Below are 12,426 nucleotides of genomic sequence, written 5' to 3'. Positions count from 1 at the left end.
AGGGGCAAACAACTGTATAAACGACGGAGTCAGACCATTGAGCGCAGCTTCGCTGACGCCAAAGAACTTCATGGGCTTCGTTATGCACGCTACAGGGGGCTTGCCAAAGTCAGAGAGCAATGCCTCCTTATTGCCGTGGCTCAAAACATCAAAAAAATGGCCTTGCTCCTCTCGAAGAGAGGAAAAGGCTTTGTGATCCGCCTAATTTACCAAATCTAATTTCCTTTATCTGTTTATTTCCCATAAACATGCAACCCCTGGCGCTTTTCTTGCGAAAAGAGCCAGGGGGTTTGTCATCAATCTCGGCTTCCTTCAGGAAGCCGGTTTTGTGTGGGTCGGCCGGGAACGGCCCCGGCCCATCCCGCGCCCGAGGGTTGGTGCCGATCCAAAACGCAGAAACCCCATCCGACCGCCGTTTTGGTTTTCATTTGATGAGTTGCATGTTTACTTCGGCCACTTTCCCGGCTTTCACTTTGGTCACCTTCGCCGCGGCCACCCGCTTGTCCACCTGGATGACATAGCTTCCGGGGGAAAGATCCGTGAATCCGAAAAAGCCGTTGCCGTCCGTGCGCGCTTCCCGGACGATGCCCTTCGGTCCCCGGATTTTCACCTTCACCCCGTCCGCGGGACCGCGCGCATCCTTCACCCTGCCCATCAGGAACCCTTTATTGGGGTCGGTTTTCCAGGGCATGTCGGGAACCTCCGCCCTCCCGGGGAAAACCGGCTCGCCGTAGGGACTGGGGCCGGAAAGGGCCGCATAAAAGACGTCGTTGGAGATGCCGTCCTTGTTCGTTTCCGCATAGCTGTACAGACTGACCCCCGCCGCCCGGTTCCCGCTCGGGGAAGGTGCCAGGGCCCGCCGGATCTGGTCCAGGGTGCCCGAAATGGAGTTGAGATACGCCGCCGGCCCGATGACGATGTGCCGGCCGTATTGATGGTCCTTCTCCCAGGTGATCCACTGGTCAAACCACAATTTCTGATCGGGCTCGTGTTCCCGGTCGTAGTTCATCGGGATGGCCATGTCGATGATCCCTTCCGAAAGCCAACCGTTCCAATCCTGCATCACCTGCTGCATCGGCGCCGACTGCCGGTATTCCTCCTCGCTGGCCGGCCCCTTCCCCCAGGCGATCACCGCCGCACTCACCTTGATGTCCGGCCGGATGGCGATGGAACGCAGATACACCTGCCGCATCAGATTGGTCACCTGTTCCCTCCGCCACTGCTTCCACCTTTCATCCTGGGGATCGGGGGTGCCGACGGCGCCCGTTTCCGCCCGATACCGCTCAAGACTGGTGGGGTTGTAACCCCAGTCGGCTCCCATGTAGCGGACCAGATCGAGGTGGATCCCGTCCACGTCATATTCCCGGACGACGTTGAGGTATTGCTCCACCGTATATTCCACCGCGTCCGGATGGCCGGGATCCAGCACGTAGTCGCTCCCGCTCCGCTCCGCCCCGTCCACCCGGGTCATCAGCCAGTAGTCCCTTCCTTCCGCCGACGGTCCGTGCTGATTGAACACGTGATCGGGGGATTTGGGCGGCGTCGCCGAGTTCCAGATCGGCAGCGTGGCCAGCCAGGCGTGCACTTCGATTCGCGGCGATCCGCCGTGGGCCTTGTCGATCAGGTATTGGAGCGCGTCAAAGCCCGGCTGCAGGGCGGGATCCTCCGTACGGGGCTCCAGCGCCCGGTTGAAGTAGGCATCCCCGCGCCGCCTGACCTGGACGATCAAGGCGTTCACATTGGCCTTCCGGGCGTCGGCGACCAGCTTGTCCACCTGTTCGGGGGTTTTGATCCCGTCATGGAAGGCGTCGACCCAGAAGGCGCGAAACTCCTTTTCCTGCGAAGATTCCGCCGCCGAAGCCGGATGGACGGCCAGCATCAGCACCGACATCAGGGCGATCCACGCAATCCATTTCCTCACGGCTCTCCCTCCTGTTCGTTCCTGGAATACTCCGCCAGGGCCGTTCCGATGCGATCCTCCAAACTCTTGAGGGACCCTTCCGAATGCCCGTTCAACAGGATGGCGTAGACAATCCGCTCGCCGTCCCGGGTGCGCAGGTAGCCGGAAAGGGCGCTCACGCGGGTCAGCGACCCCGTTTTGCCGCGCAGATTGCCGGCGGCGGCCGTGTCGCGCATCCGGCTGCTCAGCGTTCCGTCCACGCCGGCGACCGGCAGGGACTGGACAAAGGGCTCTTCGATCGGCTGCTCGGCCACCGACGACAGCAACTTCACGATCTGTTCCGCGGAAACCCGGTTGTAACGGGTCAGTCCCGATCCGTCCTTCAGGTTGAAAGGGCGATCCACGCCAGAACGCGTCACATATTTCATCACCGCCTCAATGCCGCCCTCCGCCGTTCCCTTCCCCGTTTTCTCCATGCCCAGGGTCCGGAGAATCATTTCGGCGTAATAGTTGTCGCTCGCCTTGTTCATGTAATGAACCACTTCCGAAAGGGGAGGGGACTCGTAGGTGGCGAGCCGTTTGACGCCGGCCGGTTTTTGGCCCTCCCTCACCCGGCTGCCGGGGGCAAAGGCGATCCCTTCCTCCTCCAATCGCTCCTTCAGCACCTGCCCCGCATACAGATGGGGATTTTCCACCGGGACGCGGGTGTAATCCCCGCTGAAATTTAGCGGGAGACTCCCGGTGATCCGGATCCGGTTCGTTCCCCGGTCGCGCTCAAGCCGGAGGGTGTTTTTGGAATTCTCCGGACCGGTGACCGCCTCGTTGATCACCTCCACATAATCGGTTTCGGGTGTCAGCTGCAGCCGAATCGAATCGCCCGGCTTCTCCCCCGGAAGGTAATCGAAGCGGACGGTCCCCCGGTTGATCGAAAGGGCCTTGATCTGGGGCTGGTAATATCCGCTCTCGTCATCCCAGGCCCATCCCGCTCCGTACACCTCCCCGGAAAACGCTCCCGCATCCACCACGATATCGCCCAAAATGCGGCGAATGCCCCGTTTCTTCAGATCCCGGGCGATGGCCTCCACGGTGGGTCCCTCCTGCACCCGCAGCGAATCCTCGGTGGCCAGGGTGGGATCCCCGAAACCCTTGATGATCACATCGCCGTCCAGCACGCCACCGGCAAGGGAGCCGCTTCGGTAAACTTCCGTCTTGAAACGGTAATCGGCTCCCAAACCGTCCAGCGCGGCGGCGGCGGTGAACAGTTTGGTGTTGGACGCCGGCGTGAGAAGCGCCTCCGCGTCACGGGCGTACAGGGTTTCTCCCCGGTCCATTGAACGGACCAGCACTCCCGCGATCGCGCCCCGATAACTCTCCTCTTCCAGGAGCGGGTCAAGGAGTCCGGAAAGGGGATACACCTTCTCCTCCGGCAGGTCCCCCGGATCCGGCAGCTCCGGGTAAGCGGCGAGGGCCGCACCGATCCGGCCCAACAGCGCCCGGGCGGCGCTTGGGTCACTTACCCCGTTCGCCAAAACCGCAAAGGCGATCCGGTCGCCCCCTCGCCCGGTCACGATGCCGGCCATCCCGGCGGAGCCGTCCGCCTCCCCGCAGATCACCCGCAGGGTTTTTTCCTTGATCCGGCCCGCGAGGGGCTTGCAGGTTCCCGATGCGGAAAGCAGCTCATCGAAGCGCTCCCTTTCCGGGTGCTTCTCCATGGCCGCAAGAAGCTGAACCAGATGAGCCGGGGCAATCACATTCATCCGGGACAGGCCCGATCCGTCCACCTGGGCGAACCCCGTATCCATCCCGATTCGGCGGGCGAAATCCTCCACCGCCTCAAGGCCCGCCTCGAAGCTGCCCTCCCCGGCCGCGTTCGCCCCCAGCTGTTTCAGCAACATCTCCGCGTAGAAGGAATCTCCCTCCCGCACCATGTGTTCCAAAAGCCGGTCCAGCTCCGGCGAAACCACCCTGCCGACCCGCTTCGCCTCCGGCCCCTTCTCTCCGGCGACGATCCGCGATCCCGGGTGCATCTTCACTCCCTCCCGGCGCAGCAGCTCCCGGAACACGGCCCCCGCAAAGCGGGCCGGATCCTCCACCGTCCGCCGCACCTTCATCCCCGGGTGATCCTTGCCGATCGTTCCCGTGATGACCAATTCATTTTTCGCCCGCGTCCGGTCGATGGTCAAGGCTTGTCCGCCGCCGGGCACCGTCTTCGCCCGGTTGATCACGCGAACGTAGTCCGGAGCCGGAGAGACCTGGATGTGGGGGGGCTTTCCCGGCCGCCCGGGCGTCACCTTCACCGAGACGGTGTTTCCTTCGACGGACAAGGCGCCGATCTGGGCGCTCGCGGGAAAGGGTTCGTCGTCCCACATCCACCCCGTCCCGAGCCGCTCCCCGTCAAAAAACGAATCGTCCACGATCAAATCGCCCCGCACTTGACGGATCCCCTTTTTCCGCAGCGCTTCGGCCAGATCCTCCAGCCGATCCGCGCTGAGGGACGGATCGCCGTACCCTTTCAGGATGATGTCCCCCTTCAGGGTTCCGCCCGACAGCTGTCCGTCCACATACACTTCCGTGGGGATGCGCATCCCTTCCGGCAAGCCGTCGAGGACCGCCGCCCCCGTCAACAGTTGCAGGACGCGCCCGGGGACAAAGGTCTTTTCGGCGCGCAGGGACGCAAGGGATTCCCCCCGATCCAGCGAAACCGCCTCATAGCCGACCACCATCCCCCGGGCGGAGGGATTCTTCTTCAGCTCCTCCACATAATGGCGGAGGGTTCGGTCAAGGAGATCCCCCGCCTTGGCCTCCGCCGTCCATGCGGGCACAGCCGTCCAAAAAGCCGTCAACAGCGCAAGCGTCAGGACCAGGAGCGCGCGAGGCAAACGCTTCACATTTCCGCCCTCCCATCGATTCCAGGTTTCTTCCGGCACTGCCCTCCGAAGTGTTGGGTGGCGTTCCGCCCCCGGCGGAGCCACACCCCACTATTTTTATAATAAACGAATTCTTGTGAAAATAATGTCTATTATTGTCGAATCCGTAAAAAATGCAATCCCATTCCGGAAATTTTCCCCGGACAATCGAAGAGATCATCGGAAATGCGCCATGTTCCGCCAACCGGGACATCCGGAAAAGAGGGAGGCGGGTCCCGCCTCCGGTGGAAGGCGGGGATCGTCCTTCGGCCATGCCGCACTTTTTGCCGGCCGCCCTCCTGAAGCGCGCCTCTCCCTTCGGTTCCCTAGGCTTCGCACTTGACGGGTTCCTTCACACCGCGGTCGTCTGGTAAAATATGTGCAAAGGGCAATGGCCATCTCTCTTGCCAACCATTCAGGTTATTCCTTCACGATGGACCATTATTATGTCAACGGAAAGAAAAACGGGGCAACTTGCGGACTTCGTGCAGGTTCCCTTACGAATTCAGGGGGTCTCCGCGTTTATAAAAAAGCTGCAGGAGCGGCCGGTCCATCCTCCGTAACAGCTAATAAAGACGAAATCATCGATGACACCATCTGCATATTGTCTGCAAAACAAGAACTTCGTTGAATGTAACTTTTTCCAAAGCATGTGATCGCGTGCCAACAGGCGTTAATTATATCGAAGCATGAAAATCAAACAATGACGGCGGGACGTCAAGGCACATTAACCACCCGTCAAAAACACAATATTTATGGCCTGGCAAAGGTTGAACCTCTGCCAGGCCGTTTAAGGGATGGTTTTTTGTGAGAATCGATATCGAAAGCATCATCCCGCTTGCTATGATCATCCTTGTTCCACTTCTTATCTATTTGAAGAAAAAGAAAGGGCGAACAAGCGGTTACTTGATATGCTTTGCCGTCTTCTACATATACCTGATTTATGCAGTGGGATACACTGTCTTGCCTCTTTGGTTTGATCCGGACTTGCTTGAACTCCTTAGGAGTGATGCAAATCTGATGTCCAGTATAAATCTCATTCCTCTCCGGGGAATGTCGATTGACTATTTGCTGTCGATCCAGGTAGTTGGAAATATTGTTCTTGGGATACCATTTGGATTCGGATTGCCGTTTCTCGTTAAAAGCAATTATCAATCCATTTTGCGGAGAGGATTATTTTTTGCGCTCACGATTGAGCTTGTACAGTTGGTCATATCCTTGCTGTACCAATTTCCTTACAGAACCGTTGACATCAACGATGTTTTGTTGAACCTTTCAGGTGTGGCAATTGGATATGCGCTGTTTTGCTTTTTCGCCTGGATTTACCGCAAATCTGTGTCCAAAGACGAACCCACCAAGAGCGTATGGAGCCACATCCACAACGTCCTGACGGGTCAAAGTGTAAAAAACATTGGCAAATGAGGAATTGTTTAAGATAATTAAGGTAATCCCGACGATCTTCACGAAACGGAGCGGGGTGCGCAAATGGAGGGGCCGGGTTGGAAAGGGTTGCGGTTATATTTAAAGTGGAGATGGTGGATCGGACCGCTGTTGCTCGTGACGCTCGGCATCCTTTTGTATTGGGACCCTTTCGGCTGGACGATGATTCACCTTCCATGGTTGGACGCATTGCTCGCCCTCCTGCTGATCGGGGGAGGAATGATGAAACTGGTTGCAAATGTGAGATCGCGAAAAAAAGGCCCGTAGCCGGCCTTAAGCGGAAAAGAAAAAGACCGGCTTCTTTGGGGAGAAGCCGGTTTCACTTTGAAGGAAACCCGAAAGCGCATCTGCGCAAGCCGGGATCGGGCAGGGGCCGGAAGACCTTTCACTTAAGCCGCTGGGCGAGATACCCGATGTTGATGCCCACGACGCTGAAATCCGCGTCTCCGAACGTGGTGTTCTCAAAGACGATGTCCCCCAACACCGGCAGGAGCAGGGCGGACAAGAAGCTGATGAGCAGCCCGTTGACAAAGGCCCCCAAAACGGCGCCGCGGCGTCCGCCGGTGGCGTTGCCGAACACTCCGGCCGCCGCTCCGGTGAAGAAATGGGGAACCGGCCCGGGGATGATCAGCGGGGATACATAACCGAAAAACCGCCTGTCATATACATCTTTCTTCCGGTTTCAATGCGATTCTTCCGGTTTCAATGCGGCAAAATTGTATCAATCAAAAAAGACCGGCCCCGACAGGGCCGGTTTGCGCAAAACCTCGGCGGAGGACGGGGCTATATGGCTTTAAGCCCCAACCAACTCCGCGGCGTGACGCCGCACTTTATCGATCGCCTCCGCCACATCGGCCAGATCCCGATGCGACCCGAGAAGAACGCGCTGGGGAAACCAGAGCACCTCCTCGTCGCCGGCCCGTTCGGCCTCCGGACACGGCGGGATCGCCTCCTCCCCGGCGCCGAACCGTTTGGCCAGCTCCCTTCGGATCGCCCGGTTGCGATTCAGAGGCACATAGCCCGGGGACACCGGAATGCCCTCCGCCTGAAGGGCCCGGACAAAGCCTTCTTTGGAAAGGCCGGAAAAGGCTTGACGGTCATAGCGAAACAGGTACAAATGCCATGCGTGGGTCGTCGCCCGCGGATCACTCCCGACGGGGCGGACCCCGGGAAGTTCCGCAAACAACCGGCTCAGGGCGGCCGCATTTTGTTCCCGGAGGCGGATCATCTCCTCCATCCGCTCCAGCTGGCAAAGCAGCACCGCGGCCTGAAATTCGGTCATCCGCAGATTCCAGCCGATCCGTTCGTGCTGATACCACTTGCCCTTTTGCACCCGGCCGACGTTGTGGATGGACCAGGCCGCATCCGCCAACCGCTCGTCGTTCGTCAGCACGATTCCCCCTTCGCCGGCGGTCATGTTCTTGCTGGACTGGAAGCTGAAGGCGCCCAGATGGCCGATCGCCCCCACCCGCCGCTGCCGCCAGGCCGCCCCGTGGGCCTGGGCCGCATCCTCGATCACCATCAGGTTGTACCTGCGGGCCAAATCGCCCACGGCGTCCATATCGGCGGGATGACCGCCCAGGTGAACGGGAATGATCGCCCGGGTCCTTTCCGTCACCTTTTTCGACGCATCCCGGGGATCGATCTGCAGGGTTTCCGGGTCCACATCGGCAAACACCGGGCGGGCCCCCACCGCCAGGCAGGCCGTGGCGGTGGCGATAAAAGTGTAAGCGGGCACGATCACTTCATCGCCCGGTTCCACCCCCGCCGCCCGGAGCGCCACCTCCAGGGCGACGGTCCCGTTGACCACGCAGACGCCGAACTTCGCTTCCTGGAAAGCGGCGAACCGCTCCTGAAACCTTTTCACCCGTTCCCCGTCCAACGCGCCCCATTTGCCCGATCGGAGCACCTCGATCAGCGCCCGTTCCTCTTCCTCTCCAAACACCGGCCACCGCGGAAACGGTTTCTCCCTCAGGGGCTTTCCCCCCAACAGGGCCAAACGGCTCATCCCATCGCCTCCCCCTCTTTCCATTCCGAAAAGGGCCGTTGCCGCCTTTCCAATCCGCCCTTTCAGGGCCTTCCTCCGTCCGGACCTCTCTTCGCTTTCCAATCTATCAGAGCGTCAATAAATGGTCGACGAGAAAAATGGGACGCAAATATCCCTTGATATCTAAAAAAGGGTAAAATTTACGGAAATATTTGATCTTCCGTTCAGGGGGGCTGCAAAATGGAAAATCCGTCACTTTACCTCTACGACTACCATGTGTGGGCGAACCAGCGATGGTTCGATCACCTGAAGAAACTGCCCGGGGAGCTGTGGCACCGGGAGATGACCAGCGTGTTCCCGTCCATCTCTCAGGTGTTCGCTCACATATACATTGTCGACCACATGTGGTTTGCCGGGATGTCGGGAAAAAGCTTCGAGGAGTCCAGGGTGTTGGGAAACCGGTTGACTGATGAGATGAAGGGGATCAGCCTGGAAGAAATGGAGGAGCGGTTTGCCCGATTGTCCGAGCAGTACCGGTCGTTCCTCCGGGAGCAGCAAGACGGGCCCATTCCGCTCAAACATCCTCATTACGGTGAAACGAGCGTTAATCTTTCGGATCTGGTGCGCCACGTGGTCAACCACGGAACCTATCACCGGGGAAACCTGACGGCGATGTTGCGGCAAGCGGGTTACCAAGGAGTTGGGACGGATTACATCATTTACTTGTACTCCATCCGTTAGTACTCCAAGTAAGCTCTCTTTAACGTCCGCCATTGGGTCGTTTTTCCCGGTTACTCAGATTTTACATTTCAGTTGATCAAGCAGGAGATAGCCTCATCAAAATCAGAGAATATGTTCACGTGATCATACGGGTCGGTGTAATTACCACAACTGCACCGACCCTAAAGACTTACCCAAGTATGAGCTAGATTCTCAACACAAAACTGTTTTGAATCAAAGCGTTTTAAGTGAATACCTGGCATACGCAGTAAACAACTTACATTAGTAGTTTTAACATTCCAATATCGATCAAGCTGTGTCTTGCTTGCTGAGAATATTACTTCTTTCCTTGCGCGTGTGACGGCAACGTAAAAAACGCTCAGTTCATTTATAAATTTCTCTTCATTTCCATCATTGATCTTCAGTTTGCAATCGGATCGAAATAAACACTCACCACACAAAGAATTGTAGTTTGGAAATAACGATTTCTCCATATCGGGAAGAAAGACAAAATCCCACTCCAATCCCTTGGCCCCATGGACTGTAGACACCGTTACCTTTGCGCCTGTATATTCTATATTTTGCTTTAGGGCGTAATACTCAAATGTTTGCTTCATGAGTTCTATTTTGTAATTTGTATCCATAAACTCTTTAGCTTCGAATTCAATTCGATTTAAAAAAACCTCTAAGAGCCGCATCATTGACCGAAGGGGGAGCTGCCGAAGGGGGAACCGCCTCGTTATGTTGCAATGGCCAAGGCACTTTACGTCCCCCTTCACCAACATCAAATTCTCCAAGGCTTCTCATGGCAGCAATAGTCCGGTTCCTTTTCGCGGCGAATGACATGAAATTGTCAAAGTATTTGTGTAAAGTATCACAATATCCTTTTCCTCCCTTAGTATATAGTGGAAGTATGAAGGGGATCCTCTTCACATCGTCGGTGTCCGAGGTGAAGGAATATCTGACAAAGTCGACCGCGTTTCGAGGGATTATGACAGCAGGGTGTCGCCAAAAACGGTAAAAATTGCAGGATTTGGTACACTATTCGGAGAATATTGTCTTCGAATGAATTACCGCTTCAGAGGTGATCTGCGTGAACAGGCGCAAATTTTCGCTGCTGATGTTGGTCACCGCCCTTTCCGTCGCCCTGACGGGCACCCATTTCGCCATCGCCACCGCGGAAAAACCCCCTTCCAAGCCGCCGTACCTGGACCCGTCGCTGCCCGTGGAAAAACGGGTCAAGGACCTGCTGAAGCGCATGACCCTGGAGGAAAAAGTGGGCCAGATGACGCAGATCAACGTGACGCGGTTGATGGGCGAGGACGAATGGGACCGGGGCCCGCTGAATGAGGAATGGATGAAAAAGGTGTTTGTCGACAATCACGTCGGTTCCATCCTCAGCGGGGGCGGCGCCGCTCCGGTGCCCAACAACCCCGAAGAGTGGGCAAAGATGACCAACGCCCTGCAGCGATACGCCCTCCAGCATTCCCGGCTCAAGATCCCCATCATCTACGGGGTGGATGCCGTCCACGGCCACAACAACGTCCTGGGCGCCACGATCTACCCCCACAACATCGGACTGGCCAACAGCTGGAATCCCTCCCTCGTCCGGGAAGTCTACGAGCGAACGGCGAAGGAAGTGCGCGCCACCGGCATCCACTGGAACTTCGCCCCGGGAGCCGATATCGCCCGGGATTTGCGGTGGGGCCGTTACTATGAAACCTTCGGCGAAGATCCCCTCCTCGCCTCCGAAATGGTCGGCGCCGCCGTCACCGGACTGGAGGGGGACAAGCTCTCCTCGCCGGACCGGGTGGCGGCCACCGCCAAACATTATGTCGGGTACTCCCATCCTCTGAACGGACAGGACCGGGCGCCGGCGGAGCTTTCCCTCCGGACCCTGCGGGAGATCTTCCTCCCCTCCTTTGAACGGGCCGTCCAAGACGGCGCGGAGACCATCATGGTCAACAGCGGATCGGTCAACGGCATCCCCGTCCACGCCTCACCGTACCTGCTGCGGGATGTCCTGCGGAAGGAGCTGGGCTTCCAGGGTGTCGTGGTATCCGATTGGGAAGACATCATCAAGCTGCACACCGTGCACAAAATCGCCCCCTCTTACAAAGAGGCGATCCGCATCAGCATCAACGCCGGCGTCGACATGTCGATGGTCCCCTTGGACGCCGAAGGATTCACCAAGAACCTGATCGAACTGGTGAGGGAGAAAAAGGTTTCCGAGAAGCGGATCGACGAGGCGGTGAGCCGAATCCTGGCCCTGAAATTCCGGCTGGGATTGTTTGAAAACCCCTACGTGGACGAGAAAAAAGCGAAGGAAATCATCGTGGACCGGGCGGACAGGGATTTGGCCCGCCGCGCCGCCACCCAGTCCATCACGCTTCTGAAAAACGAGAAGAACCTGCTTCCCCTGAAAAAGGATCTTTCCACCGTATTGGTCACGGGCCCCAGCGCCGACAACCCGGCCAATCAGATGGGAGGTTGGACCATCGGCTGGCAGGGGGTGGAAAACCCGGACGAAATGCCGCCTGCGGTCACTCTCCTGGAAGGAATCAAAGGAAAGGGTTCGAAAAACACCCGGGTTCTCTATGAACCGGGAGTGCCGCCGGAAGATCAAGATGATGATCCCGAAGCCGTGGACAAGGCGATCCGAAAAGCGGTGAACGCCGCCAAGAAGGCGGATGTCGTCATTGCGGCGGTCGGGGAAACTCCGTATGCGGAGGGAGAAGGGGACACCACCACGGCCGCTCTTCCCCCGTCCCAGGCCAAGCTGATCCGGGCCCTCAAAGACACCGGGAAAGATGTGGTGGTGGTCCTCGTGGCGGGCCGGCCGCTTGTGATGACAGAGACCATCGAATCGGTTCCCGCCTTCCTGATGGCCTATCTGCCCGGCACCGAGGGGGGAAGCGCATTGGCGGACATCCTCTTCGGTGATGTCAGTCCCAGCGGCAAACTGGCATCCACGTGGCCGAAGCGGATCGGCCAGCTGCCCACCTTCTACAACCGGCAGCCCGGCGCTTCCTACGACCCCCTGTTCCCCTTCGGTTACGGGCTGAGCTACACCAGCTTCCGCTATGAAAACTTCCAGGTGCCGAAGTCGGCCAAACCGAAGGACACGCTTCGGGTTTCGGTCACCGTGACCAACACGGGGGACCAGGCGGGGGACGAGATCGTCCAAGTGTACGCGGACCGTCAATACCAGTCGGTATTGAGCCCGGTCGAGCGGCTGGTCGCCTTTCAGCGCATTTCCCTCAAGCCCGGGGAAAGCAAGCGGGTGACCCTCGACATCCCCGTTTCCCGCCTGTCCGTCATCCCCGGTGACATTCTGGGAACGGAAAAGCGGGTCGTGGAACCCGGCACGTACCAGCTCAGAGTCGGCAACCTCAAGAAAACCTTCACCATCTCGAAATGAAAGAAGGAGCATAAGCGCGGGGGCGCGCCACCCCGACAGGTCGGGACGGCGC

General features: G+C 58.3%; 8 protein-coding genes and 1 pseudogene. 4 read left to right on the top strand and 5 right to left on the bottom strand.

Annotated elements, in window-relative coordinates; translation table 11 throughout:
• A partial coding sequence (locus tag BM063_RS15510; RefSeq protein ID WP_143085401.1) for a transposase occupies positions 1-219 on the top strand: 219 nt, incomplete at its 5' end.
• A 205-nt stretch (positions 220-424) separates the two neighbouring features.
• Here BM063_RS15510 and BM063_RS15505 read toward each other — a convergent pair.
• Both BM063_RS15505 and dacB read right to left on the bottom strand, forming a co-directional pair.
• A complete protein-coding gene (locus BM063_RS15505; protein ID WP_092041124.1) occupies positions 425-1,921 on the bottom strand; it encodes a family 10 glycosylhydrolase in 1,497 nt (498 codons plus the stop codon).
• Complete coding sequence (gene dacB, locus BM063_RS15500) at positions 1,918-4,788, bottom strand: D-alanyl-D-alanine carboxypeptidase/D-alanyl-D-alanine endopeptidase (RefSeq protein WP_143085400.1); 2,871 nt, start codon at positions 4,786-4,788, stop codon at positions 1,918-1,920. The genes BM063_RS15505 and dacB overlap by 4 nt, the downstream gene beginning before the upstream one ends.
• Before the next feature lie 825 nt (positions 4,789-5,613).
• Between dacB and BM063_RS15490 the strand changes: the two genes are divergently transcribed.
• On the top strand, positions 5,614-6,228 hold the full coding sequence (locus BM063_RS15490) for a VanZ family protein (RefSeq protein WP_092041115.1): 615 nt from the start codon (positions 5,614-5,616) through the stop codon (positions 6,226-6,228).
• A 403-nt stretch (positions 6,229-6,631) separates the two neighbouring features.
• On the opposite strand, the pseudogene BM063_RS15480 reads toward BM063_RS15490, so the two are convergent.
• Positions 6,632-6,877: pseudogene (locus BM063_RS15480) on the bottom strand (PTS transporter subunit IIC); the annotation flags it as partial.
• Positions 6,878-7,039: 162 nt separating this feature from the next.
• Positions 7,040-8,254 carry a DegT/DnrJ/EryC1/StrS family aminotransferase gene (locus tag BM063_RS15475; protein ID WP_092041106.1) on the bottom strand — a complete coding sequence of 405 codons (1,215 nt, stop codon included), beginning with the start codon at positions 8,252-8,254 and terminating at the stop codon, positions 7,040-7,042.
• A gap of 219 nt (positions 8,255-8,473) precedes the next feature.
• On the opposite strand from BM063_RS15475, the gene BM063_RS15470 reads away from it, so the two are divergent.
• A complete protein-coding gene (locus tag BM063_RS15470; RefSeq protein WP_092041103.1) occupies positions 8,474-8,974 on the top strand; it encodes a DinB family protein in 501 nt (166 codons plus the stop codon).
• Between the two features lie 161 nt (positions 8,975-9,135).
• Here the strand turns inward: BM063_RS15470 and BM063_RS15465 are convergent, their stop codons facing one another.
• Positions 9,136-9,597 (bottom strand): 3'-5' exonuclease, encoded by a 462-nt coding sequence (locus BM063_RS15465; protein ID WP_218154452.1) that lies wholly within the window; start codon positions 9,595-9,597, stop codon positions 9,136-9,138.
• A gap of 449 nt (positions 9,598-10,046) precedes the next feature.
• Here BM063_RS15465 and BM063_RS15460 point away from each other — a divergent pair, with 449 nt between their 5' ends.
• Positions 10,047-12,374 (top strand): glycoside hydrolase family 3 N-terminal domain-containing protein, encoded by a 2,328-nt coding sequence (locus tag BM063_RS15460; protein WP_245752306.1) that lies wholly within the window; start codon positions 10,047-10,049, stop codon positions 12,372-12,374.
• Positions 12,375-12,426: the final 52 nt, after the last annotated feature.

Origin of the sequence: Planifilum fulgidum, from assembly GCF_900113175.1 — a bacterium.
GTDB lineage: Bacteria > Bacillota > Bacilli > Thermoactinomycetales > DSM-44946 > Planifilum > Planifilum fulgidum.
This window is presented reverse-complemented; position numbering and strand designations above follow the sequence as displayed.

Excerpts from the sequence above, each read along its gene's own strand:
- BM063_RS15475 (WP_092041106.1), bottom strand. The coding sequence starts at position 8,254 with ATGAGCCGTTTGGCCCTGTTGGGGGGAAAGCCCCTGAGGGAGAAACCG.
- BM063_RS15470 (WP_092041103.1), top strand. The coding sequence starts at position 8,474 with ATGGAAAATCCGTCACTTTACCTCTACGACTACCATGTGTGGGCGAAC.
- BM063_RS15465 (WP_218154452.1), bottom strand. The coding sequence starts at position 9,597 with ATGGATACAAATTACAAAATAGAACTCATGAAGCAAACATTTGAGTAT.